General features: G+C 34.6%; 25 protein-coding genes. 21 read left to right on the plus strand and 4 right to left on the minus strand.

The annotated features are described in order from the left end of the window. The first annotated feature begins 171 nt into the window (after positions 1–171). The 6 genes from rlmN to dnaG all read left to right on the plus strand — a co-directional run bounded on the left by rlmN (position 172) and on the right by dnaG (position 6951). Complete coding sequence (gene rlmN / locus I5M07_RS10985) at positions 172–1218, plus strand: 23S rRNA (adenine(2503)-C(2))-methyltransferase RlmN (protein WP_200106489.1); 1047 nt, start codon at positions 172–174, stop codon at positions 1216–1218. A gap of 118 nt (positions 1219–1336) precedes the next feature. Continuing rightward, entirely contained in the window at positions 1337–2314 is a 978-nt protein-coding gene (locus I5M07_RS10990) for a polyprenyl synthetase family protein (protein ID WP_200106490.1), read from the plus strand. A gap of 145 nt (positions 2315–2459) precedes the next feature. Then, positions 2460–3020: an RNA polymerase sigma factor gene (locus I5M07_RS10995; protein ID WP_200106491.1), complete on the plus strand. Its 561-nt coding sequence runs from the start codon at positions 2460–2462 to the stop codon at positions 3018–3020. Beyond that, complete coding sequence (locus tag I5M07_RS11000) at positions 3007–3678, plus strand: hypothetical protein (protein WP_200106492.1); 672 nt, start codon at positions 3007–3009, stop codon at positions 3676–3678. Before I5M07_RS10995 ends, I5M07_RS11000 begins: the two co-directional genes overlap by 14 nt. A gap of 69 nt (positions 3679–3747) precedes the next feature. Beyond that, positions 3748–4848, plus strand: coding sequence for a hypothetical protein (locus I5M07_RS11005; protein ID WP_200106493.1), 1101 nt, complete (start codon positions 3748–3750; stop codon positions 4846–4848). A gap of 126 nt (positions 4849–4974) precedes the next feature. After that, entirely contained in the window at positions 4975–6951 is a 1977-nt protein-coding gene (gene dnaG / locus I5M07_RS11010; RefSeq protein WP_200106494.1) for a DNA primase, read from the plus strand. On the opposite strand, the gene I5M07_RS11015 is transcribed toward dnaG, so the two are convergent. Next, positions 6948–7577, minus strand: a complete 630-nt coding sequence (locus tag I5M07_RS11015) for a LuxR C-terminal-related transcriptional regulator (RefSeq protein WP_200106495.1) — start codon at positions 7575–7577, stop codon at positions 6948–6950. The two genes, dnaG and I5M07_RS11015, sit on opposite strands and share 4 nt — an antisense overlap. Positions 7578–7668: 91 nt before the next feature. Then, a complete protein-coding gene (gene nadE / locus I5M07_RS11020) occupies positions 7669–8475 on the minus strand; it encodes an NAD(+) synthase (RefSeq protein ID WP_200106496.1) in 807 nt (268 codons plus the stop codon). Positions 8476–8564: 89 nt separating this feature from the next. Between nadE and gldB the strand changes: the two genes are divergently transcribed. The 3 genes from gldB (at position 8565) to I5M07_RS11035 (ending at position 10659) form a co-directional block, all read left to right on the plus strand. Next, positions 8565–9521: a gliding motility lipoprotein GldB gene (gene gldB, locus I5M07_RS11025; RefSeq protein WP_200106497.1), complete on the plus strand. Its 957-nt coding sequence runs from the start codon at positions 8565–8567 to the stop codon at positions 9519–9521. Positions 9522–9528: 7 nt separating this feature from the next. After that, positions 9529–9852, plus strand: a complete 324-nt coding sequence (gldC, locus tag I5M07_RS11030; protein ID WP_200106498.1) for a gliding motility protein GldC — start codon at positions 9529–9531, stop codon at positions 9850–9852. Between the two features lie 405 nt (positions 9853–10257). Further along, positions 10258–10659 (plus strand): hypothetical protein, encoded by a 402-nt coding sequence (locus I5M07_RS11035; RefSeq protein WP_200106499.1) that lies wholly within the window; start codon positions 10258–10260, stop codon positions 10657–10659. Between the two features lie 54 nt (positions 10660–10713). Here the strand turns inward: I5M07_RS11035 and yihA are convergent, their stop codons facing one another. Both yihA and I5M07_RS11045 read right to left on the minus strand, forming a co-directional pair. Then, the gene (gene yihA / locus I5M07_RS11040) at positions 10714–11334 is read right to left on the minus strand and encodes a ribosome biogenesis GTP-binding protein YihA/YsxC (protein WP_200106500.1); all 621 of its coding nucleotides are present in this window, start codon (positions 11332–11334) and stop codon (positions 10714–10716) included. Between the two features lie 42 nt (positions 11335–11376). Then, a complete protein-coding gene (locus tag I5M07_RS11045; RefSeq protein ID WP_200106501.1) occupies positions 11377–12141 on the minus strand; it encodes an alpha/beta fold hydrolase in 765 nt (254 codons plus the stop codon). A gap of 365 nt (positions 12142–12506) precedes the next feature. On the opposite strand from I5M07_RS11045, the gene mraZ reads away from it, so the two are divergent. The 12 genes from mraZ (at position 12507) to ftsA (ending at position 26343) form a co-directional block, all read left to right on the plus strand. Further along, on the plus strand, positions 12507–12980 hold the full coding sequence (gene mraZ, locus I5M07_RS11050) for a division/cell wall cluster transcriptional repressor MraZ (protein ID WP_200106502.1): 474 nt from the start codon (positions 12507–12509) through the stop codon (positions 12978–12980). Further along, on the plus strand, positions 12955–13863 hold the full coding sequence (rsmH, locus tag I5M07_RS11055; RefSeq protein ID WP_200106503.1) for a 16S rRNA (cytosine(1402)-N(4))-methyltransferase RsmH: 909 nt from the start codon (positions 12955–12957) through the stop codon (positions 13861–13863). Before mraZ ends, rsmH begins: the two co-directional genes overlap by 26 nt. Before the next feature lie 5 nt (positions 13864–13868). Further along, a complete protein-coding gene (locus I5M07_RS11060) occupies positions 13869–14216 on the plus strand; it encodes an FtsL-like putative cell division protein (RefSeq protein WP_200106504.1) in 348 nt (115 codons plus the stop codon). Further along, positions 14207–16210: a penicillin-binding protein gene (locus I5M07_RS11065; RefSeq protein WP_200106505.1), complete on the plus strand. Its 2004-nt coding sequence runs from the start codon at positions 14207–14209 to the stop codon at positions 16208–16210. The genes I5M07_RS11060 and I5M07_RS11065 overlap by 10 nt, the downstream gene beginning before the upstream one ends. After that, on the plus strand, positions 16207–17667 hold the full coding sequence (locus tag I5M07_RS11070) for a UDP-N-acetylmuramoyl-L-alanyl-D-glutamate--2,6-diaminopimelate ligase (RefSeq protein WP_200106506.1): 1461 nt from the start codon (positions 16207–16209) through the stop codon (positions 17665–17667). Before I5M07_RS11065 ends, I5M07_RS11070 begins: the two co-directional genes overlap by 4 nt. A gap of 12 nt (positions 17668–17679) precedes the next feature. Beyond that, entirely contained in the window at positions 17680–18909 is a 1230-nt protein-coding gene (gene mraY, locus I5M07_RS11075) for a phospho-N-acetylmuramoyl-pentapeptide-transferase (protein ID WP_200106507.1), read from the plus strand. 1 nt (position 18910) lies between these two features. Further along, positions 18911–20242, plus strand: a complete 1332-nt coding sequence (gene murD / locus I5M07_RS11080; RefSeq protein ID WP_200106508.1) for a UDP-N-acetylmuramoyl-L-alanine--D-glutamate ligase — start codon at positions 18911–18913, stop codon at positions 20240–20242. An 80-nt stretch (positions 20243–20322) separates the two neighbouring features. Then, entirely contained in the window at positions 20323–21621 is a 1299-nt protein-coding gene (locus tag I5M07_RS11085) for an FtsW/RodA/SpoVE family cell cycle protein (protein ID WP_200106509.1), read from the plus strand. A 31-nt stretch (positions 21622–21652) separates the two neighbouring features. Continuing rightward, the gene (murG, locus tag I5M07_RS11090; protein ID WP_200106510.1) at positions 21653–22738 is read left to right on the plus strand and encodes an undecaprenyldiphospho-muramoylpentapeptide beta-N-acetylglucosaminyltransferase; all 1086 of its coding nucleotides are present in this window, start codon (positions 21653–21655) and stop codon (positions 22736–22738) included. A 148-nt stretch (positions 22739–22886) separates the two neighbouring features. Then, entirely contained in the window at positions 22887–24236 is a 1350-nt protein-coding gene (gene murC / locus I5M07_RS11095) for a UDP-N-acetylmuramate--L-alanine ligase (RefSeq protein WP_200106511.1), read from the plus strand. Further along, positions 24223–24945 carry a cell division protein FtsQ/DivIB gene (locus tag I5M07_RS11100; RefSeq protein WP_200106512.1) on the plus strand — a complete coding sequence of 241 codons (723 nt, stop codon included), beginning with the start codon at positions 24223–24225 and terminating at the stop codon, positions 24943–24945. The genes murC and I5M07_RS11100 overlap by 14 nt, the downstream gene beginning before the upstream one ends. 6 nt (positions 24946–24951) lie before the next feature. After that, on the plus strand, positions 24952–26343 hold the full coding sequence (ftsA, locus tag I5M07_RS11105) for a cell division protein FtsA (protein ID WP_200106513.1): 1392 nt from the start codon (positions 24952–24954) through the stop codon (positions 26341–26343). Positions 26344–26403 lie beyond the last annotated feature (60 nt).

Consider the following 26403-nt stretch of genomic DNA (forward strand, 5'->3'; position numbering starts at 1 on the left):
TCGAAGTTTAAAAATATACAGCTAAATTAAATTTTGAAAAAAAGTTTCACTTATAAAATTAACGAAAATTTTTACATAATTAACAAACTTCTATTGTCATTTTTATTACGTCTATCCTAAGAATATAGGTTTGTTTTAGCGACATTTCAAATTACTTATTACCTTTGCGCCATGCAAACCGAGAAAAAAGACATACGAGCATTATCTAAAGAAGAATTACGTGATTTTTTTGTTTCTAACGGAGACAAAGCTTTCCGCGGTAATCAGGTTTACGAATGGTTGTGGAGTAAAGGGGCACATTATTTTGAAGATATGACCAATGTGGCCAAAACCACTCGTAACATGCTGGAGGATAATTTTGTAATCAATCATATTAAGGTTGATACGATGCAGCGTAGTAATGACGGTACGGTTAAAAACGCGGTTAGGTTGCATGATGGTTTGGTAGTCGAATCGGTTTTGATTCCAACTGAAACCCGAACTACCGCTTGTGTTTCGAGTCAGGTTGGTTGTAGTTTGGATTGTAATTTTTGCGCTACCGCTCGATTAAAACGCATGCGAAATCTAGAACCCGGCGAAATTTACGATCAGGTTTTGGCAATTGACAAAGAGAGTCGTTTGTATTACAATCATCCACTTTCGAATATTGTATTTATGGGCATGGGAGAACCTTTGATGAATTACAATAATGTGATGAAAGCCATTGATATGATTACTTCCGAAGAAGGTTTAGCCATGTCGCCAAAGCGCATAACGGTTTCTACTTCGGGTATTCCAAAAATGATAAAAAAAATGGCCGATGACCAAGTGAAATTTAAATTAGCCGTTTCTTTACATTCGGCAATCGATGATACTCGCGCGCGAATTATGCCTTTTAGTAAAAACTTCCCATTGGCCGATTTACGGGAATCTTTAGAATATTGGTACCGGAAAACCAAAAGCAAAATCTCTTTTGAATATGTAGTTTGGAAAGGTATAAACGATGATAAAGCCTCGGTCGATGCCTTAGTTAAATTTTGCAAGTACGTACCTTGTAAAGTAAATTTAATTGAGTACAACCCGATTGATGATGGCGAATTTCAGCAAGCTTCGGAAGAAGCTATATTGGCTTATATAAAAGCGTTGGAAAATATTGGTGTGGTGGTAAAAGTTCGTCGTAGCCGAGGAAAAGATATTGATGCTGCTTGTGGACAGTTGGCTAATAAAGAAGGAAATTGATTTTAGTAATTGCTTTTTAATCATTTTTTATTTAAAAAAGAAGGTCTAAAAGACTTGCTTTTAAAACTTAAATTTTCGCATTGACTTTTCTTTTCAAAGTAGTATATTTGATTTCTGAATGAATATTACTTCGCAAATAAAACAGCCCATTTTTGATGAAATGGAACTTTTTGAAAAAAAGTTCTACGAATCCATGACTTCTAAAGTGGCTTTACTTAACCGAATTACTTATTTTATAGTTAATCGTAAAGGAAAACAAATGCGACCAATGTTTGTTTTTCTAACTGCCAAAATGGTTGCCGGTGGCGAGGTAAATGAAAGGACGTACCGTGGCGCTTCGGTAATCGAATTAATTCATACGGCTACATTGGTACACGACGATGTGGTGGATGATAGCAATAGACGTCGGGGTTTTTTCTCAATAAATGCACTTTGGAAAAATAAAATTGCCGTTTTGGTTGGTGATTATTTGTTGTCTAAAGGACTGTTGCTTTCTATTGATAACGACGATTTCGATTTGCTAAAAATCATTTCTATTGCTGTTCGCGAAATGAGCGAAGGCGAATTGCTTCAAATTGAAAAAGCGCGTCGTTTGGATATTACCGAAACCATTTACTATGAAATTATCCGTAAAAAAACAGCAACTTTAATTGCGGCTTGTTGTGCACTCGGAGCTAAATCTGTTTCCGAAGATGCTCATCATGTTGCTACAATGCACCAATTTGGTGAACTCATTGGAATGGCTTTTCAGATAAAAGATGATTTATTTGATTATACAGATGAAGCCATTGGCAAACCCACTGGAATTGATATTAAAGAGCAAAAAATGACTTTGCCGCTTATTCATGTTTTGAATAATTGTTCGGCCAAAGAAAAAAACTGGCTAATCAATTCGATTAAAAATCATAATAAGGATAAAAAACGCGTTAAAGAAGTGATTGCTTTTGTTAAAGACAACAAAGGCTTGGAATATGCCGAAAATAAAATGGTCGAATTTCAAAAAAAGGCGTTGTTGCTTTTAGAAACCTATCCAGAATCTACTTATAAATCGGCGCTAATTTTGATGGTAAATTACGTTATCGAACGAAAAAAATAACATTTTATTAAATAAGTATTAAATTGGTTTTTAGTTGTTTATGATTTAAATACAGCTAAAAATCAATTTTTTTTATCTTCGATACAACCTTTTTGTGCTTTTTTGCGTCTATACTTATAGCAATCAAAAACAACCGATTTACTAAATGAAAATAATTGCTTTGCACCAAAACGAATCCGAAATTATTCGGTTAGCAATCGATCAAGATCGAAAGGCACAGCAGCAATTGTATTCTAAATTTTCACCCAAAATGCTAAGTGTTTGCAGGCAATATGTAAAGGATATTCAGCAAGCCGAAGATGTGATGATTACTGCTTTTTTGAAGGTATTTCAAAACTTAAAAGCGTATCAAAATAAGGGTAGTTTTGAAGGTTGGATACGAAAAATTATGATTAACGAATGCATTTCGTTTTTAAGAAGTCATAAAAAAATGCAATTTCTCGAAGAGCAATTTTTAACCGAAGAATCGCATAATGAGTTAGAAGTACAATTGAGTGTAGATCAAATTCAATTTGTTATTGATGCTTTGCCCGATGGTTATAAAACGATTTTTAATTTATTCGCCATTGAAGGATACAAACATCAGGAAATTGCAGATTTGTTAGGGATTTCTGAAGGAACTTCTAAATCGCAATTGTCTCATGCTCGAAAATTATTGCAGCTTCAAATTTCAAATTTAAAAATGGTGAACAATGGAACAAAATAAGGTAGATGCCGAATTTAAAAAGCAACTGAATTTGCGGGAAATTAAACCGAATACAGCTGCTTGGGATAAGTTGGAAATGATGTTAGATGCGCAACAACACCAAACTAAAAATCAGCCCAAAAGAAGTGTTTTCTGGTATGTGGCAGCTAGTTTTGTTGGTTTGGCTTTAATCGGAACTTATTTTTTGAATGAGCCCAAAATGGAGTTTAAAAATCTTCAAAATCCGGTCGTGATCGAAGCTAAAAAAGAAGGAAGCGTTGTAAATAGTAGACCGCAACAAGAAACTAAAGTTAAGAATGAAAAGGTTGAAAATTCACATAAAGTTATTTTAAAACCGGAAACAATAGTTTTGCTTTCTACTAAAGAGGAAAAGAAGGTGGAGCAGGAAAAACAAATAGTGCCGGAAAAAACACAAAATAGTATAAAAGCTGATTCGAATGTTGATTTGCTTTTGGAAGAGGCCGAACAGAATTTGGCGCAACGTCCATCAGAAATAAATCCTAATATAAAAGTAGATGCCTCCAAATTATTATGGCAAGTAGACAATGAGTTGGAACCTTCTTTTCGAGAAAAAGTTATTCATAAAGTTTCGCAGAATTTCCATGCGGTAAAAGTGGCCATTTCCAATCGGAATATTCAAGACGAAAATCATCCATAAATCAATAAAAACAAACAGTCAATCAATCTGGAATTTTGCAAATGAGCAATTTCCATAATTACAATTACTATGAAAAATTTTATTATTGGGCTTACTCTTTTTTTACTTTCTCTTTTAACAAAAGCTTTTGCACAAGACACTTTTGAAAAAAAAGCACATGAAATTGCCATTAGAATTGAAAAAATCACGCTTGAGGAAAAACAAGCTTTGAAAAAAGAAGTAGATGCGGTGAACACCGAATTGGTAGAAGGGAATCTTACCAAAGAAGAAGCCGAAAAGAAAAAGCAAGAATTAGCTGAAGTTCGCGCAGAAAACATACAAAAGCGCGTTGCGGTAGAGCAAGAATCGTTACAGGAATTGATTCAATTAAAAGTGGATGGTAAAATCACCTCCGATGGTTCTGATTTAGGTCGAGGCGGCACTGTGGTGATTATTGGAAGTAGTAACGATAGTATAGGTAAAAATCAAACCGAAATTATTATTCCTTCGATGAAAGTGTATAAAGGAAATGATGGGAAAAAATACCGTCAACCCAAACGGACTACTTCGCAATTTGTTTTTGCGATGGGTTTGAATAATGTGATGGAAGATGGAAATTATGCAGATGATCAATATAATTTTATCGGTTCGCATTTTTACGAATGGGGAGTTACTTTAAATTCGCGATTAATAGAAAATCATAATTTGCTTCATGCCAAATACGGATTATCATTAATGTATAATAATTTGCGACCGCGCGACAATCAGTTTTTTGTGGTGAATGGTAATCAAACCGATTTAGTAACCAATCCTATTCATTTAAAAGAATCGCGTTTTAGAAATGTGTATTTGGTTGTGCCTCTTCATTTAGAATTTGATTTTTCGAAACCTAAAATTCACGACGGAGAAACCTATTTTAGAACTCACAAAAGTTTCCGAATGGGAGTAGGAGGTTACGCCGGAATTAATGTTAAATCAAAGCAAATTTTAAAATACGAAGACAACGATTTAAAGTCAACCGAAAAAACAAAAGGAGATTATAATGTAAATAATTTTATATACGGCGTTAGCGCTTATATGGGGTATCGTACCACAAGTTTGTATGTGAAATATGATTTGAATGAACTATTTGAAAATAATAGCATTGCAGCTAATACCATTTCATTTGGGGTTCGGTTTGATTTTAATTGATTTTTTTTGAATTAGTAAATCTGAAAAAAAGTACCTAAACAAGGTGCTTTTTTGGTTTTTAATCTTGACAAATCAATTCAGTTTTGCGTATTTTTACACACTTGCAAAAAATTAATTTTCCTTATTTTGATAGCACAAACTACTGTTGATACTGTTTTTGAAACTGCTCGCGTTGAGGAGGTTATTGGCGATTTTGTGCAATTAAAACGAGCCGGAAGTAATTTTAAAGGATTGAGTCCTTTCTCGGATGAGCGTACTCCGTCGTTTATGGTTTCGCCAGTTAAACAAATTTGGAAAGATTTTAGTACCGGGAAGGGTGGAAATGCTGTGGCTTTTTTGATGGAACACGAACATTTTACCTATCCAGAAGCTATTAAATATTTAGCCAAAAAATACAACATCGAAATTGAGGAGACACAGCAAACCGATTTAGAAAAGGCCAACACCGACTTGCGTGAAAGTATGTATTTGGTTTCGGAATTTGCGGCGAAATATTTTCAAGATGTTTTGCTGAATTCAGAAGAAGGGAAGGCCATTGGGTTGACTTATTTTAAGGAACGTGGTTTTACGAACGAAACAATAAAAAAATTCAGTTTAGGATATTCGCCCGAAACTTGGGACGCGTTTACCAAAGAAGCTTTAGGAAAAGGCTATAAAATGGAATTTTTGGAGAGTACCGGTTTGACCATTCCTCGTGAAGACCGGCCATTCGATAGATTTAAAGGTCGTGTGATGTTTCCTATTCAGAGCATGTCCGGCCGTGTTTTAGGGTTTGGTGGTCGGATTTTAACCAACGATAAAAAAGCTGCCAAATATTTAAATTCGCCCGAAAGTGATATTTACCATAAAAGCAAAGTTTTGTATGGTATTTATCAAGCCAAACAAGCTATTGCCAAACAAAATAATTGTTTTTTAGTCGAAGGTTATACCGATGTTATCCAGTTTCATCAAGCGGGTATCGAAAATGTGGTGGCTTCTTCGGGAACAGCCTTAACACCCGATCAAATTCGATTAATTAATCGCCTAACAAAAAATATTACGGTTTTATTTGATGGAGATGCCGCCGGATTGCGAGCTTCAATCCGTGGAATCGATTTGATTTTGGAAGAAGGAATGAACGTTAAAGTGTGTTCATTTCCTGATGGGGAAGACCCAGATAGCTTTGCCAAAAAAACATCGTATGATGATTTAGTTCGTTATTTAGATGAAAATGCCAAAGATTTTATTCAGTTTAAGGCATCGCTTTTGATGAAAGAAGCGCAAAACGATCCCGTTAAAAAAGCCGATTTGATTCGGGATATGGTCACGAGTATTTCAAAAATCCCAGACCGAATTCAGCGCGAAATCTATATCCAAGAATGCGCTCGGATTATGGATATTTCCGAACAAGTTTTGGTAAGTACCTTGGCGCAATTGGTGCAAAAAGAAATTACAGAGATTGGTAAAAAACAAAAACAAGAGCAAAAAGCTTTTGAAATTGTTAAAAACGAATCAGCTGCTGAATCGCCTAAAATTGATATTCTGTATTCTTTAGAGCGAAAAATAATTGAAATTTTACTGCTTTACGGAAATAAAACAGAACTTTTTGAAGACGTTTTGCTTAAAACCAATGAAGATGGTATTGTGGAAATGTATACCGAGAAAAAAGAATACAAAGTAGTAGATCGTATTTATTTGAGTTTGCAAGAAGATGAGGTAGAGTTATCTAACGAAATGTTCCGCAATATTTTTTCTGATTTGGTTGCGTATTACAACCAAGTGGAGCATTTTAGTTTAGAAAGTTATTTAATGCGAATTCCTCCTGATTTGGCCCAAGAAGTTACCGATATCATTATGGAAGATGAGCAATTGGTAATGCACAATTGGGAAGGGCAAAATATATTCCCGAAATACAAATCCGATTCTATTTCGCAATACGTTTCCGAAACCATTTTGTCGTTGAGATGGTATTTGGTAGGGAGTATTATTGAAGAATTAAAAAGCTCCATACAATCTGATGTTAATGCAGATAATACAGAGCTTTTAATGATGATAATGGATTATTCAAAATTAGTCAATACATTTTCGCAGAAACTAGGCCGCGTAATGTCTCGCTATCATTAAATAATTTCAAGTGTTTTTGCTTTGTTAACCAAGTCAACCAGATTGGTAACATTTAATTTAGTTAGTAAACGTAGCTTGTACGTACTAATTGTTTTTTCGTTTAGGTTTAAGATTTTTGAAATTTCGTTATTTTTCTTACCGTCACTTAAATAACGCAATACTTCTATTTCTCTATTTGAAAGCTTGCGGTATAAACGTTCGCTTTTGCTTTGTTTGGCAATAAGTGCCATGTTTTTACGAACATTTTCGTTAATAATAATTTTTCCTTCGTGAACTTTGATAATAGAATTTCCTAAAGTTTCCAGTTTTTCTGTTTTTTGAACATAACCTGCAACACCTGCTTTAATAGCATTTGGAGCATACATTTGCTCAGAAAGGTCACTGAAAATGATAATTTTTGTTTTAGGGAAGTTTTTTAATAAAGCTTTTACTTCAAAAATACTAGCTAAACCTTCTAGCTCTAAATCCAATAATAACACATCTACATCTTTAGTTTGAAGAATGTCTCTTACCATTGAAAAATTGCCAACATTCGCCACAATAGAGATGTCATTGTGGTCTTTAAAATAGGATTTTACACCAAAGTGCGTCACAGGATGGTTGTCTGCTAAACATACTTTAATCATAATTTTACATTTTTAGAATTGTACTTGTTTTTGGAGCTGTAAAATTAATAAATAAATTCTGTAAATAAATGCTTACCATTTAAATTAAGGATTATTTTAACGTTTGAGGTAGTAAACAGACTGGTATAGGGTTCATTTTGTGTTGGTTAATGGTGTTTAAACGCTTGTAAATTTGAAAAACTTCTTGGTTTCTACCCGAAAAATCATCGGCAGTTTTACCTGCTTCATCTGCTAACATAGCCCATTCTAATTCTTCATAACTAGCGCCTAACTGGTCTTCATCGGTGCGGCTATCTCCAAATAAACCATCGGTAGGAGCTGCATTCAAAATAGAATCGGGAACTTTTAAATATTCAGCCAAAGCATATACATCCGATTTCATTAAATCGGCAATCGGACTCAAATCTACACCACCGTCTCCGTATTTGGTATAAAAACCAACACCAAAATCTTCTACTTTATTTCCAGTTCCTGCAACCAACAAACCATGTATGCCTGCTAAATAGTACAAAGAAGTCATTCGTAATCGCGCACGTGTGTTGGCAAGGGATAAATTTAATTTAATACTGTCTTCGTGATTTGGTACGCTCTCTTTAAAAGTGTCGAAGGTAGTAGTCAAATCAACTGCTATGCTGTTTACATTTGTAAATCTTTCTTTTAATTGTTTAATGTGTTCCTGCGCTCTAGAGACTTGATTTGGGGCTTGATGAATCGGCATTTCTACACATAAAACTTTTAAACCGGTTAAGGCACAAAGGCTGGAAGTTAGTGCCGAATCAATTCCGCCCGAAACACCAATTACAAATCCGTTTACTTTTGCCTTTTCTGCATAATCTTTAAGCCATTGCACAATATAATTTGTTGCGTTTTTAGTTTGAATAGTACTTTTTTTAGCCATAATTGTTCATGTTTTAAACTACAGGGATGTATATTTGCAAAATCATTTTTAAAATGATAAGCTGTCTTCACAAATTTAATTAAAATAAAATGAAATTATATCGGTTTACGATACTACTGTTAGTGTTTTTTTTCGCTTGTAATAAAAAAAGTGAAGCCGAAAAAACCATCGAAACTATTCCGGTAACAATTAAGGTCGAACGTTTTGAGAAAGCTTTTTTTGAAGCGAAACCCGAAGATTTAGGGAAGATAAAAAAAGAATATCCCTTGTTTTTTCCTGCCAATACTGATGATAGTGTGTGGATTGAAAAAATGCAAAATCCGTTATGGCGCGAATTGTATCAAGAGGTGGAAAAAAAGTATAGTAATTTTGATCCTGTTCAAAAAGAATTTGAATCTTTGTTTCAGCACATCAAATATTATTTTCCAAAAACCAAAACACCCAAAATTGTTACGGTTATTGCCGAAATGGATTATAATGATAACGTTATTTATGCTGATAGTGTAGTGGTGGTGGCGCTGGAATTGTATTTGGGTAAAGAGCATAAGTTTTACCAATTCCCGGAATACATCAAACGTAATTTTGAAGAAAAACAAATGATCCCTGATGCTGTATCAAGTTTTGCCGCAAGCCAAATAAAACCGGTCAGCGATAAAACACTTTTAGCACAAATGATTTATTTTGGCAAAGAATTATACTTAAAAGATTTGCTGTTGCCTGAATACCAAGATAACGAAAAGATAGGATATACACCAGAACAATTAACGTGGTGTCAAGAAAATGAAGGCTACATGTGGCATTATTTTCTAGAAAAAGAAATGTTGTACGAGGACGACCCGAAACTTAAAACGCGCTTTATTTCGCCAGCACCTTTCTCGAAATTTTATCTTGAAGTAGATAACGAATCTCCAGGTCGTGTTGGAACTTGGATTGGTTGGCAAATTGTGCGTTCCTACATGAAAAATAATGATGTTTCATTAACGCAATTGTTGCAAACAAGCGAGCGCGAAATTTTTGAAAAGTCAAAATATAAACCTAAGAAATAATTGATATATGAAATCAGAAATTAAATTCAATATAGAATTAGATGAAAACCGCGTTCCCGAAAAATTGTCTTGGACTGCAAATGATGGAGGTGTAGAGAATGAGGAAGCTAAAGCCATTATGCTTTCTATTTGGGACAGCAAAGCCAAGGAAAGTATGCGTATTGACTTGTGGACCAAGGATATGCCAGTTGATGAAATGAAAATCTTTTTTCATCAAACGTTAGTCGCAATGTCGGATACTTTTAAAAGAGCTACAGATGACGAAAAAATGGCCGATACTATGAAAGATTTCTGCGATTATTTTGCAGAAAAATTAGATCTAGTTAAGTAGTTTTCAGGTTATTCTATTTTTAATAAACCAGTAAAAGAAGTATTTGCAATCTTTTTTTATTGGTTTTGTTTTTTGTAAGTTGCAATCCCAAAAACGAAATTCTCCAAAACTTAAAAATAACCTGCTTTGATATTTCCTTTTATTATTAGTTTGTTAGGGCTCTTTTTCTTGTTAGTAAATAGTCTCCGTTTTTTTCGAACAAAAAAAAATAAAGGGGAATTGTATCTTATTCTTACCATTTATTTGGCGCTTCTTTTTGTAGAAGAATTATGTTGTAATGTGATTGGTTTTATAAAACCGGGAGGAAACTTTTTTTTGTCGCACTACTATTTTATAGTACAGTTCGTTATATTGAGTTTTTTCTTTTTCAAACTTTTTTCAAGTCGTGTTCTCAAGAGACTGATAATGCTTATAGGGGTAATTGTTTTATTTTTGTTAGTTATTCAATATGCGAATGATCCTGAACTTTATTGGCGATTTAATTTAGTAGAAGTCGGTTTAACATCCATTCCACTTATTTTATATGCCTTGATTTTTTTAATTCAGAATCTACAGAAAAGTACACACACTTATTTTTATTTCTGTAACGGACTAATTGTTTATTTAACCTCTAGCGCTTGTATTTTTTTAACAGGAAATAGTGATTCGGTGCTTTTTACGGAACCCTTTGTGTTGGACTTTTGGTTTTTTAATTCGCTTTTTTACATCTTATATCAGTTTTTAATTTATAAAGAGTGGAAATTTCTTAACTCTCATTTTGAGAGTACCGAAACAGATTATGCTGATAAAGTTACGGTTGTAGAATAAAAAAAGTCCAAAAAGGAAATGCTTTTTGGACTTTTTTTTGAGTTTATCTTTTATTTAAAACTGATTATTATTTTTAAAAACCTCTTGGTTGATTTCGTCTATGTAGTGTAAAACCTCTTCTCTTCCTGTTCCTTCAGTAGCCGAGGTAATAAAGTAAGGCGGCATTTCTGCCCAATTGTTAGCATACATTTCTTTTTTGTAAGCGGCAATATGAGAGTCGATTTTAGTTTTGCCAATTTTGTCGGCTTTGGTAAAAATGATACAAAACGGAATTTCGCTTTCGCCCATATATGACATAAATTCGATGTCGATTTTTTGCGCTTCGTGGCGAATGTCTATCAAAACAAAAGCGCAAACCAATTGTTCTCTTGTTTCAAAATAATCGGTTATGAATTTTTGAAAGATGTTTTTTGTCTTCTTTGATACTTTTGCATAACCATAACCTGGCAAATCGACTAAAAACCAATTGCTGTTTATTTTGAAATGATTGATTAGTTGTGTTTTTCCTGGTCTACTAGAAGTTTTGGCTAAACTTTTATGATTGGTAATCATGTTGATTAATGAAGATTTACCAACATTTGATCGACCAATAAAAGCATATTCTGGAATAATGTCCTTTGGGCATTTGGCAACCTCAGAGTTGCTTATTATAAATTCGGCGGTATTTATTTTCATAATTCAGTTGTCTAAAACCCCTAAACAGCTAAAGGATTTATTTTACAAATTGACTTTTATAAGCCATTTTTCTAAAACTTCATTAAACTCATCGGGGTGTTCCATCATAGCAGCGTGACCACATTTGTCAATCCAATACAAACTCGAATTGGGTAGCAATTGATTGAATTCTTCCGCAACGCTGGGTGGTGTTACGTTGTCGTTTTTACCCCAAATGATACAGGTTTCTGTTGTCATTTTTGGTAAATCTTTTGCCATGTTATGACGAATAGCACTTTTAGCAATCGTTAATGTTTTTAGCAATTTAATACGATCGTTGACCGTTGCAAATACTTCGTCAATAATTTCGGGAGTGGCAATTTTTGGGTCATAAAAAACATCCTCAGCTTTCTGTCTGATGTATTCATAATCGCCCCTGCGAGGGTAGCTATCGCCCATCGCACTTTCGTAAAGTCCAGAACTTCCTGTTATTACGAGCCCGGCTACTTTTTCGGGGTATAATTTGGTGTGGTATAAAGCAATATGGCCTCCTAACGAGTTGCCAAGTAAAATGACCTTATCATATCCTTTAAAATTGATAAAGTCTTTTACATATTTCGCAAAGCTTTTTACGTTGGTTTTTAATAAACTTTGGGTGTAAATGGGTAAATCAGGAATGACTACTTTGTAACCTTTGGTCGGGAAATATTGAGCCACTCCATCAAAGTTGCTTAGCCCTCCCATTAAACCGTGCAGAACGACAATCGGAGTTCCTTCTCCAGCTTCAAAATAGCCATATTTGCCTTCTTTTTTGTAGTGTTTATCCATGTATGTTTAACCAAATTCAATTTTGACAAATATAGGGTTTAATAGATTAAAATGAATTTTTCAAAAACATTTTTAATCAGTTAATTTTTTACTATTTAATAATTAGCTAGAAATCAAGGCATATTTGTTTGAATTTGTTTTAGCAATTACTTTCAATTTTACAAAATAACCTAGTGGGTTTTTACTTTTTTAATACTTGTAAACATATTCTCATAATTATTTTGCAATTCTCCTAATGTTTTGATTGTCCATAAATTAAGCCTTTAGCGCTAAAAGTGGTTAAACTTATCAACAATGTGGTAGAATGTGGTAAAATGTGGTAAAATTTTTTATATTTTTGTTCTATAACAAATCAAAACTTTTTTGTGGATACAATTGTAGGAACATACGAGTGTAAAGTCGATGCTAAAGGGCGTCTGATGATACCTGCGCCCTTAAAAAAGCAATTGTCAAACTCACTTCAAGATGGATTTGTTTTAAAACGTTCGGTTTTTCAGAGCTGTTTGGAGTTGTATCCGATGAGCGAATGGAATTTGATGATGGCAAAAATTAATAAGCTGAATCGTTTCGTGAAAAAGAACAATGATTTTATCCGAAGATTTACTGCTGGTGTTAAGATTGTAGAAATTGATGCTTTAGGACGATTGCTGATTCCGAAAGATTTAATGGCTTTTTCGAGTATTTCAAAAGAGGTTGTTTTTTCATCGGCGGTAAACATAGTGGAGATTTGGGATAAAGATTTGTATGAGCAATCAATAAGTGGCGAAGATATGGATTTTGCCGATTTAGCCGAAGAGGTAATGGGGAATTTAAATGACGACGAAAATGGAATATCATAACTCGGTTTTATTACATCCAACGGTAGATGGTCTAAATATTAAACCTGATGGGGTTTATGTTGATGTGACATTTGGTGGTGGTGGGCATTCGAGAGAAATTTTGAAACGATTGGGACCGAATGGAAAATTGTTTGCTTTTGATCAAGATGAAGATGCTTTAGCGAATACCATTGAGGATAGTCGTTTTACTTTAATAAATGAGAATTTCAGATTTATCAAGCGTTTTTTGCGTTTTCACGGCGTAAAGTCAGTTGATGGAATTTTAGCTGATTTGGGGGTTTCTTCACATCAGTTTGACGTTGCAGAAAGAGGGTTTTCTACCCGTTTTGAAGCTGATTTGGATATGCGAATGAGTCAGAAAAACGAACTGAATGCCAATCGAGTGGTTAATGAATATGATGAGTTAGAATTAAGACGTGTGTTTTTGGATTATGGCGAATTAAAAAATGCGCCTGCAATTGCTAGGGTTTTGGTTGAAGCGCGTAATCAAGAGCCTATTAAAAATTCGGAACGTTTTAAAGTAGTCTTGTCTCGTTTTTTGCCAGGTCACAAAAGCAATAAAATTTTGGCGCAAATGTATCAGGCTATTCGAATTGAAGTGAATCAGGAAATGGATGTGTTGAAGGAATTTTTGGAGCAATCTCTAGAGATTTTGAAACCCGAAGGACGACTAAGTATTATGTCGTATCATTCCTTGGAGGATCGTTTGGTAAAACGCTTCATGAAAAACGGCATGTTTGAAGGGGAGCCTGAGCGTGATTTTTTTGGAAATTATTCAGTGCCCTTTAAAACCATTGGAAAATTGATTGTGCCTGATGAAGAAGAAATCAAACAAAACAACCGTGCTAGGAGTGCAAAATTAAGAATAGCCGAAAAAAAATAAGGGAGATGAAAAATGGTGTTTTTGATATTTTAAAAGCAAGATTTTTAATAAATGATGATGCAGTTAAAAATTGGCGGTTTATTGTTTTTGTAATTCTGTTGGCTATTATAATGATTGGAAATACACAACGATACGAGCAAAAGGTGTTTGAAATTGCAAAACTTAATGGCGAAGTAAAAGAATTGCGTTCTGAGTTTGTAGACCGACGTTCGGAATTGATGAAGTTAAAAATGGAATCAACGGTTTCGGCTAAAATGATTGAAAAACAAATTTATCCGTCAACCGTTCCGCCGATAAAAATTAAAGTAAAAAAAGAAAAAGAAAAGGGATTTTTTAAAAAAATATGGCAGTAGAAGATAAACATATTTCATACCGCATCTATATAGTAGCAGTTTTCATCTTTTTGATGGCAATTGCTATTGTTGTTAAATTAACTAACATACAATGGGTGGAGGGAGATTATTATCGACAATTGGCCAAGCAACGTACGGTTAAAAATTTTGTTATACCAGCTAATAAAGGAAATATATATTCGGCCGATGGTAGTTTGTTGGCTACTTCAATTCCGAATTATGATATCCGATTTGATGCGGTTGTTCCTAAAGTGGAAGTTTTTGAAGAAAACATCAAGCCTTTGGCAGATTCGTTGGCAACTGTTTTGAATGAATCAAGTGCTTACTACCAAAATGAATTACGAAAAGCACGCGCGAATAAAAATCGATACTATTTAATTGCTAGAAAATTAAGTTATACCGATTTTATGAAAATCAAAAGCTTTCCGATGTTTAAACTTGGAGCGTATAAAGGCGGAATTATTGTGGAGCAAGAAACGGTTCGCGAACATCCAATTGGTAAAATTGCCGAACGAACTATTGGATATGATCGAATTGATTCAAAAGGGATTCCGGTTGGAAAGGGAATTGAGTGGGCTTTTAGAGATTATTTAAACGGTAAAGATGGTAAGATTTTAAAACAAAAAATCGCCAAAGGACAATGGAAACCCATTCGTGATGTAAACGAAGTAGATCCGCAAGATGGTTTTGATGTGGTCTCAACCATTGATGTTTTTATACAAGACATAGCACATCATGCTTTGTTGAAGCAACTCGAGGATTATGAAGCCGATCACGGTTGTGTGGTGGTTATGGAAACGCAAACTGGACACATTAAAGCGATTGCGAACTTAGGAAGAGCGAAAGATGGTACCTATTACGAAACAACCAATTATGCCATTACCGAATCGCAAGAACCTGGCTCCACTTTTAAATTAGTAGACTTAATGACGATTTTAGAAGATAAAGTGGCCGATACTAGTGATATATATGATACGCATGGAGGAGTTGTAAAATACTATGGTAGATCGGTTCGCGATTCGCATAAAGGAGGTTACGGAAAAATTTCCTTAGCGCGTGGTTTTGAGTTATCCTCTAATACGGTTTTAGTGCAAGCAGTTTATGATAATTACAAAAACGACCCTGCCAAATTTGTTAATCATGTAAAAGGTTATGGTTTAGGAAAAAAATTAGGGTTGCACTTTAAAGGAGAAGGCAGTGCTTATGTGCCAGCGCCGGGTGATAAACATTGGTCGGGGGTATCATTGCCTTGGATGGCTTTTGGGTATGGAGTTTCAGTGACGCCACTACAAACGTTAACCTATTATAATTCAGTAGCCAATAATGGTGTGATGGTTAAACCACAATTTGTTTCGGAAATAAAAGAATGGAACAAAACCATCAAAAAAATTGATGTGGAAGTTTTAAATCCAAAAGTGTGTTCAGATGAAACCTTGGCAAAGTTAAAAGCTGTTTTGTTGAATGTGGTTAAAAAAGGAACGGGGAATAAATTGTATTCGAAAGACTTTTCAATGGCAGGGAAAACAGGTACAGCACAAGTAAACTACCATAAAAAAGATGGTTCCTCTTTGTATTATGCTTCTTCGTTTGTAGGTTATTTTCCTGCTGATCATCCTAAATATTCGTGTATTGTAATGGTTAATAAACCAAGTACAGCCAAAAACAATTATTACGGTGCCGATGTTGCTGGTCCGGTTTTTAAAAGAATTGCACAAAAAATATTTACCGACGCGCCTTCTACAAACGAAATAAAAACATTAAAAGTTAAAATTCCGAAACAAGAAGCAAGTTACAATGCGTATTATGCAAAATTGCAAAAGAAACAAAAAGCAATTCCGAATGTAAAAGGAATGCCTGGAATGGATGCTGTGGCTTTGCTTGAAAATTTAGGTTTACATGTTAAAGCAATCGGAATTGGAAAAGTGAAAAAACAATCACTAGAGGCGGGTCAAAATATAGAAAGAAATGCCACTATAGTTTTAGAATTATCATGAAAATATTAAAAGACATCTTATATAAAGTAGCAATTGAATCTGTAATCGGTTCAACGGATGTTGCTGTTAATAAAATTGATTTTGATTCTCGAAAAATTATCGGGAACGATGTTTTTGTTGCTATAAAAGGAACTGTTTCGGATGGACATGATTTTATTACAAAAGCAATCGAATTAGGTGCAAATACCATTATTTGCGAAGATTTACCTGAAACAATTGTGGATGCAATTACGTATGTAAAAGTTAAAAATGCCAACTCGGCTTTGGCTTTTATGGCGGCTAATTATTACGATAATCCATCTGCCAAATTGAAATTAGTGGGGGTAACTGGAACCAATGGAAAAACGACAATTGCGTCTTTATTGTATCAAATGTTTAGCAATGCTGGTTTTGAGGTTGGGTTGCTTTCGACCGTTAAAATTTTGGTGGGAAAAACAGAATATAAAGCCACACATACCACGCCCGATTCGTTAACAATTAATCATTATTTAAATGAAATGATTGCCAACGGAATTACGCATTGTTTTATGGAAGTGAGTTCGCACGGAATTCATCAAAAAAGAACCGAAGGACTTCATTTTGTGGGAGGCGTTTTCACCAATTTATCACACGATCACTTGGATTACCACGCCACTTTTGCCGAATACAGAGACGTGAAAAAATCATTTTTTGATTCGTTGCCCAAATCAGCTTTTGCTTTAACAAATATCGATGATAAAAACGGTGGCGTTATGTTGCAAAATACGGCAGCGTCAAAAAGAACATACGCTCTAAAATCGTATGCGGATTACAAAGCACAAATTTTAGAAAGTCAGCTTTCGGGTTTGTTGCTAAAAATTAATGAGCAAGATGTTTGGGTAAAATTAATCGGGACATTTAATGCGTATAATGTTTTGGCCATTTACGGAACTGCAATTGAGTTAGGAATTGAGAAAGTAGAAGCTTTGCGATTGTTATCAGAATTGGAAAGTGTTTCGGGCAGGTTTCAATACATCGTATCTAAAAATAACATTACGGCTATTGTTGATTATGCTCATACGCCAGATGCTCTCGAAAATGTATTGAAAACGATCAATGATATTCGAACAAAAAACGAGCAATTGCTTACAGTGGTAGGTTGTGGCGGAAACCGCGATACAACCAAAAGACCCATTATGGCAAAAATAGCAACCGATTTAAGTGATAAAGCTATTTTAACTTCGGATAATCCTAGAAACGAAGAACCCGAAGCAATTTTGAAAGAAATGGAAGCAGGTGTTGAACCGCAAAATTATAAAAAAACATTGGTCATTGTCGACCGAAAACAAGCTATAAAAGCAGCTTGTCAGATGGCAGTTCCTAATGATATCATCTTGATTGCCGGAAAAGGACACGAAACCTATCAAGAAATAAATGGTGTACGAACTCATTTTGATGACTTAGAAATTGTAACCGAAATTTTAAACCAACTAACCTAATAAAAACCATATATGTTATACTATTTATTTGATTATTTAGACAAAGTATTGGATGTTCCGGGAACAGGAGTTTTTCAATACATAACATTCAGATCGGCTTTGGCTTTTATTTTGTCTTTATTGTTGTCTACTATTTACGGTAAACGAATTATTAATTTTTTGAGAAAACAACAAGTAGGCGAAACCGTAAGAGAATTAGGTTTAGCGGGTCAAAATGAAAAAGCAGGAACTCCTACTATGGGCGGTTTGATTATTATTTTCGCGACTTTAATTCCGGTTTTTCTGTTTGCCAGATTGCACAATATTTACATTGTTTTGCTAATTGTGACCATGCTTTGGATGGGGATTATTGGTTTTATCGACGATTATATCAAAATATTCAAAAAAGATAAAGAAGGCTTAAAAGGAAGATTCAAAGTAATTGGACAAGTTGGTTTGGGGCTTATCGTAGGAACCGTGTTGTATTTTAGTCCCGTAGTAACTGTTAGAACCGATACTGGAAATAGTGATATTTTTAGGGTAACCACAACGAATGTAATGCCCCCAACTCCGGTTGAAATTAAATCAACAGCTACAACTATTCCGTTTTTTAAAAACAATGAATTTGATTATGCTGAGTTATTAGCCTGGACAGGCGAGGGCTACCACAATTGGGCTTGGTTGGTTTTTATTCCAATTGTGATTTTTATTATTACGGCAGTGTCCAATGGAGCGAATTTAACCGATGGAATCGATGGTTTGGCTGCTGGAACGTCGGCAATTTCGGTTTTGGCTCTGGGAATTTTCACCTTCCTTTCTGGAAATATTATTTTCTCCAATTACCTCAATATTATGTACATCCCGAATTCGGGCGAAATGACCGTATTTATCTCTGCTTTTGTTGGAGCCTTAATTGGTTTTTTGTGGTACAACTCTTATCCGGCTTCAGTTTTTATGGGCGATACGGGAAGTTTAACTATTGGAGGTGTTATTGCAGTTTTGGCTATTGCGGTTCGTAAAGAAATGCTGATTCCGTTGTTGTGTGGTATTTTTTTAGTAGAAAACCTGTCGGTAATTATGCAGGTGAGTTATTTTAAGTATACCAAAAAAAGAACGGGAGAAGGAAAACGTATTTTTTTGATGTCGCCTTTGCATCATCATTATCAGAAAAAAGGATACCACGAAAGTAAAATTGTAACCCGATTTTGGATTGTGGCCATTATGTTAGCCATTTTGTCTATAGTAACTTTAAAATTAAGATAAGATGCGACTGGTAGTTTTAGGCGGAGGAGAAAGCGGTGTGGGTACTGCTATTTTAGGAAAGAAAAAAGGGTACGAGGTTTTTGTATCGGATTTTGGGAAAATTAAGGAGAATTATAAAGAAGTTCTTGGAATTAATGGCATTGTTTGGGAAGAATCGCAACATACAGAGGATTTAATTTTAAATGCCGATGTGGTAATGAAAAGTCCTGGGATTCCAGATAAAGCACCCATTGTAAAAAAACTGATTGAAAAAGGGATTTCGGTCATTTCGGAAATTGAGTTTGCTTTTCCGTTTACCGACGCCAAAACAATCGGAATAACAGGAAGTAATGGCAAAACAACTACTACCATGTTAACCTATCATTTATTAAAATCGGCTGGATTAAATGTGGGCTTGGGAGGCAACATAGGAAAAAGTTTTGCTTGGCAAGTAGCCGAAAATAAATTTGATGTGTATGTTTTGGAACTAAGTAGTTTTCAGTTAGACGGAATCATTAATTACAGACCCGATATTGCCATTATTACGAACATCAGTCCCGATCATTTGGATCGTTACGAATACAAATATGAAAAATATATCGATGCCAAATTTCGCATCACCATGAACCAAACCGAAGAGGATTATTTGATTTACGATGTAGATGATGAAGCTTCTTCAAATTGGTTAGAACAAAACAAAACAAAAGCACAATTAATTCCTTTTTCACTTGTGAAAACCTTAGAAAAAGGAGCAACCATAAACGATAACAAAATGGAAATAAAAATCAACCAAGAAGAATTTATAATGGATACCGAACACATTGCGCTAGAAGGAAAACATAATTTAAAAAACGCCATGGCAGCAAGTTCAGCAGCACGCTTAATGCAAATTCGTAAAGCAACAATTCGCGAAAGTTTATCTAATTTTCAAGGAGTGGAGCACCGCTTAGAGAAGGTTCTAAAAATTCAAAACGTACAATACATAAACGATTCAAAAGCAACAAATGTAAATGCTACTTTTTTTGCTTTAGATAGTATGAACGTACCTACAGTTTGGATTGTTGGCGGGGTTGATAAAGGAAATGATTACAACGAATTAATGGCTTTGGTTCGTGAAAAAGTAAAAGCTATTATTTGTTTGGGAGTTGACAACCGTAAGATAATTGATGCTTTTGGAAATGTAGTGGATATGATGGTAGAAGTTAATAACATGAAAGATGCGGTTAAAACAGCGCAACGTTTAACCGAAAAAGGAGATGCGGTTTTGTTATCACCAGCATGTGCTAGTTTCGATTTGTTTGAAAATTATGAAGACAGAGGAAGGCAGTTTAAACAGGCTGTTCAGAATTTGTAAAAGAAAGTTTTAGGTTCCAAATTTGAAATTGATAAATTGGGATTGTAAAGTAAAAAAGAAGAGTAAGAAGAAATGAAATTATGAAAGAGTTAGTAAACTATTTAAAAGGAGACCGAGCAATTTGGACATTTGTGGCCTTATTGGCATTGTTTTCGTTTATGCCAGTTTTCAGCGCGAGTAGTAACCTGGCTTATATTGGTCACGGGACAGGAAATACGTTAGGTTATTTACTGAAACATTTTGTACATATTGGAGTTGGATTTGCAATTATTTACGGAGTGCATAAAATTCCGTATTTATACTTTCGAACTTTCTCTAAGTTTTTATTACCCATTGTGTGGTTGTTGCTCATCTTAACACTTATTAACGGAACAGTAATTGGAGGCGCCAATGCTAGTCGGTGGTTACAAGTTCCTTTTATTGGAGTGAGTTTTCAAACCTCGACATTGGCAGCAGTAGTGCTTTTTATTTTTGTAGCACGTTATTTATCTAAAAAACGCGAAAACCCTGATACGTTTCAAAATTCGGTAATTCAGTTATGGATTCCAGTTTTCATTACATTGGCTTTAATATTACCGGCAAATTTTTCTACAACAGCCTTGATTTTTTCGATGGTGTTAACGCTTACTTTTATTGGCCAATATCCTTTAAAACACATTGCCCTAATTATAGCATCAGCAATCGTGGCATTTTTGTTTTTCTTGCTTTTAGCAAAAGCTTTTCCTGAATCTCATTTCTTTAGTCGTGTGAATACTTGGGGAAGTCGTATCGAGAATTTTACAACCGAAAAAGCCGACGAAGACGACTATCAAATTGAAAAAGCTAAAACGGCTATCGCTTCGGGACAAATTGGAGGATTGGGACCTGGAAAAAGTGTGCAGAAAAACTTTTTACCACAGTCTTCTTCCGATTTTATTTTCGCCATTATTATTGAAGAATATGGTCTTGTTGGAGGTGTTATCATAATCGGTTTGTATTTGTTGTTGTTTATTCGTTTCATAGTGGCTTCCCATAAAGCGCCTACTTTGTTTGGTAAATTAGTCGTAGTCGGACTTGGATTTCCAATGATTTTTCAGGCTATGATTAATATGGGTGTGGCAGTTGAACTTTTACCTGTAACGGGGCAAACATTGCCTTTAATAAGTAGTGGAGGAAGTTCGATTTGGATTACGTGTTTTGCCCTTGGGATTATTATTAATGTGACCAAAAAAGAAGAAGAAATTGAAGAAGAACAAAAAGAAAAATTAAAAAATAAAGAATTGAGAGAACAGGCTTTGCAACGTTTAATTGATAAAGAAATGGAAGAGCCAATGGATGAAAATGAATCTTTTTCAATTGATGATGTAACCAAAAATCCGATGGAAGCGGTAATGAAATAAGGCGCAAGTTTTAATTAGAATAGTAGTAAAAATGGCAAAGTATAAATTTATATTAAGTGGAGGCGGAACAGGAGGTCATATCTATCCTGCCATTGCCATTGCTAACGAATTGAAAGCGCAATTTCCAGATGCCGAGTTTCTTTTTGTAGGTGCACAAGATAAAATGGAAATGCAAAAAGTTCCTCAAGCAGGTTATCCTATTGAAGGACTTTGGATTGCCGGTTTACAACGTAAATTGACTTTACAAAATGCAATGTTTCCTGTAAAATTAGTAAGCAGTTTGATTAAGGCGAGAAAAATCATTAAAGCGTTTCAACCTAATGTGGTTATCGGAACAGGAGGATTTGCCAGCGGTCCCTTATTGCAAGTGGCCGAATCGGCTAAGATTCCAACTGTGGTGCAAGAACAAAATTCGTTTCCGGGAATTACCAATAAAATATTAAGTAAAAAAGCAAGCGTAATTTGTGTAGCGTATCCCAATTTAGAACGGTTTTTTCCAGCCGAAAAAATCGTATTAACTGGAAATCCAGTTCGACAAGATTTAATCAATATAGATTCTAAAAGAGAGGATGCCATCGCTTTTTATAATTTAAATCCAAATCAAAAAACGTTATTAATTTTAGGAGGGAGTTTAGGCGCGCGCAGAATTAACCAGTTAATTGAAAAAGAGTTGCCAAAATTTTTAGCCAACGAAGTGCAAATAATTTGGCAATGCGGGAAGTTGTATTTTGAGGAATATAAAAAATACAATCAAAATGGGGTTAAGGTTGTCGATTTTATAGAACGAATGGATTACGTTTATGCAGCTGCTGATATTGTAATTTCGAGAGCGGGCGCTTCTTCTGTTTCTGAATTGTGTATTGTAGGAAAACCGGTGATTTTTATTCCTTCGCCTAATGTTGCCGAAGATCATCAAACTAAAAATGCCCAAGCAATAGTCAATGAAAAAGGTGCCATTTTATTAAAAGAATCCGAATTGGATAACGAATTTAGTTTGGTTTTTGAAGCGCTATTAAAAGATAGTGGAAAACAAATGCAATTGAGCGAAAATATTAAAAAGTTGGCTTTGCCTAATGCAACAAAAGCCATTGTAGAGGAAATTAAAAAGTTGATATAATGTAATTTTTTTTAAAAATTTTAAAAATATAATCGGTAGACTACACCTTATTTTTAAGCAATTGGTCTACTTTAAATAATAAAAATGACATCGTTTTGGCAGTGAGTTCTTTAATGAAGTAAAAATTCAAAATATAATACAAAACCCAATGAATTTAGATCAAATACAAAATGTTTACTTTATCGGGATTGGCGGAATCGGCATGAGTGCATTAGCTCGATACTTTCAGAACATAGGGAAAAATGTTTGTGGATACGACAAAACGCCATCGATGTTAACTTCTGAATTAATTGAAAGTGGTATTGCTATTCATTTTGAAGATAATATTAATTTGATTCCAAAACATTTTTATGTCGAAAATACATTGGTAATTATCACGCCGGCTGTTCCTAAATCCCATTCGGAGTGGAATTATTTTTTAGAAAGAAATTACCACGTACGCAAAAGAGCCGAAGTTTTAGGAATTATCACCAAAGATACCTTTTGTTTTGCAGTAGCAGGTACGCACGGGAAAACGACTACATCGAGTATTTTAGGTCATATTTTATTTGAAAGTGGTGCTGATGTCACTGCTTTTATAGGTGGAATTGTAGAAAATTACAACTCCAATCTTATTGGTACCGGAAAATCGATCACAGTAGTTGAGGCAGATGAGTTTGATAGGTCGTTTTTACACCTAAATCCAGATATTGCTTGTGTAACGTCTATGGATGCCGACCATTTGGATATTTATGGAACGAGTGATGCTATTGAGGATTCTTTTAGAGAATTTGCATCAAAAATTACGGACAAAAAAAAGCTTTTTGTAACGACCGAATTGCCATTAGAAGGATTGAAATGTGCCATAAATGAAACGGCTGATTTTAAAGTTTTTAATGTAGAAATTAGCCAAGGGAATTATGTTTTTAATATTCAAACTCCTACGGAATTAATTGAAAATTTACAATTTGGTTTGCCTGGAAAACATAATTTAATGAATGCGCTAATGGCTGTTGCAATGGCCAAAACGCATGGTGTTTCTAACGAGGCTATTCGAAGTGCTTTGGCAAGTTTTAAAGGCATTCGCAGAAGATTTTCGTATCAAATTAAAAATAATAATTTGGTTTATATCGATGACTATGCGCATCATCCAACCGAAATAAATGCAGTACATCAAGCAGTTAGAGAGTTGTATCCTGGGCAAAAAGTGTTGGCAATTTTTCAGCCGCATTTATTTAGTAGAACAAAAGACTTTATTGATGGCTTTGCCGCTAGTTTATCTGCTTTTGATGAAGTATTTTTGCTCGAAATTTACCCTGCTCGCGAATTGCCTGTTGAAGGAGTAAATTCGGATTGGTTATTGGGTAAAATGACAAATGAAAATAAGAAAATTGTAACTAAAGAAGATTTGGTAGCCGAAATTTTGGCAAATAATGCCACGGTTATTGTTACAATTGGAGCAGGAGATATTGGTGAGATGGTTCCTATAATTAAAGAAAGATTAAATGCGAAAAATTAACTGGACAACAATTCGTTTGCTGCTAATGATTGGGTTGGTGTTTTTTCTGTATTCCTTTTCGTCTAAGCGAAATGAAAGCAGAAAATTAGCCAAATCAACAGTGGTTTTTGTGGGCGAAAATTCCTTGTTAATTACACCAGAATCGGTTAATAAATTGTTAATAGAAAATAAAAGGGAGCTTTCAAGCATTCGCAAAGATGAGTTAGATTTGAATAAGATAGAAAAAGCATTAAACAATCAGCCTACCATTGAACAGTCGGAAGTGTTTGTTACGATTGATGGAGTCTTAAAAGCAGTAGTTACGCAAAAGACGCCAATTGCGAGAGTTTTTAATGAAGATCGCTCTTTCTATATTGATTCTAAAGGAATTAAAATACCACTATCAGCTAATTTTACAGCGAGAGTTCCTCTTGTTTCAGGGAATATTAATACCGAAAATAACCAAAAGCTAGCTTGCTTGCTTAGCATAATTCACAACGATTCGTTCTTAAAAAAGAACATCATTGCTGTTGAACTTATGCCTAATAACAGCTTAAAAATGTTGAACCGAAATTTTGATTATATAATCGATTTTGGAAGATTGGTACATGTTGAAAGAAAATTTGATAATTATAAAGCCTTTTTTCAGAAGGCGGTTTTAGATAGTTCGTTGTATAAATACAAAAAAATTGATCTCCGATTTACAGAACAAGTAGTTTGCACAAAATAATAGAAGATGGAAAAAGATAACATTGCAGTAGGTCTAGATATTGGAACAACCAAGATTGTAGCCATGATTGGTAAAAAAAATGAGTATGGAAAGCTCGAAATTTTGGGTGTTGGTAAATCCAAAAGTTTGGGTGTGGCTAGGGGTGTGGTAAACAATATCACGCAAACGATTCAATCTATTCAACAAGCTATTCAGGAGGCAGAAAATAATTCAGGATATAAAATTAAAGACGTTGTGGTGGGTATTGCGGGTCAACACATTCGTAGTATTCAACATACCGATTACATCAGTAGAAACAATCCAGAGGAAGTAATTGGCGAAAATGACATTCAATTATTGATTGATCAGGTAAACAAATTAGCGATGTTACCTGGGGAAGAAATTATTCACGTGTTGCCACAAGAGTTTAAAATTGACGGACAGGCCGAAATTAAAGAGCCTATCGGAATGTATGGGGGGAGATTAGAATCTAGTTTTCATGTTGTCGTGGGGCAAGCTTCTTCTATCCGAAATGTAGGTAGATGCATCCAGAGTTCTGGAATCGAATTATCGGGATTAACTTTAGAGCCTTTAGCTTCGGCGGATGCAGTTTTAAGTCAAGAAGAAAAAGAAGCCGGTGTTGCTTTAATTGATATTGGTGGCGGAACAACCGATTTAGCCATTTTTAAAGATGGTATTATTCGTCACACTGCGGTAATTCCTTTCGGAGGAAATGTAATTACAGATGATATTAAAGAAGGATGTTCTATCATCGAAAAACAAGCGGAATTGTTGAAAGTAAAATTTGGTTCGGCTTGGCCTGGTGAAAACAGAGATAACGAAATTGTTTCTATTCCAGGATTAAGAGGCCGTGAACCAAAGGAAATTTCACTTAAAAACTTATCTAAAATCATTAATGCCCGCGTAATCGAAATTATTGATCAGGTTTTTACCGAAATAAAAGCCTACGGTCATGAAGACACGAAAAAGAAATTAATAGCCGGAATTGTATTAACCGGAGGTGGTGCACAATTAAAACACATCAAACAGTTAGTAGAATACATTACCGGAATGGACACTCGAATTGGATATCCAAACGAGCATTTGGCGGGTAATTCGGATGAAGAAATATCAAGTCCGTTATATGCCACGGCGGTAGGTTTGGTAATGAATAGTATTGAAAACAGTACGCAAAGTGCTATTGCTATTAATGCTGTAAAAGAAAAACCAAAACCATATCAAAGGCCAGTGGCTGTACATCAGCACGAAGTTTCGGAAGTGTATATGGAGCGAGAAGAAGTAGAGGAACTACCAAGAATGAATACGGTGAAAGAAGAATCTACCGAAACTAAAATCCGAAAATCATTTTTTGATCGTTATGTCGACAAAATAAAAGATTTTTTGGATAATGCAGAATAAAGAGTAAAAAGGGAAAATAAAAAATAAGACAAGGATTTAATAATAAATAAAAACCAATAT

The organism is Flavobacterium agrisoli (genome assembly GCF_016522065.1).
Classification (GTDB): Bacteria; Bacteroidota; Bacteroidia; order Flavobacteriales; family Flavobacteriaceae; genus Flavobacterium; species Flavobacterium agrisoli.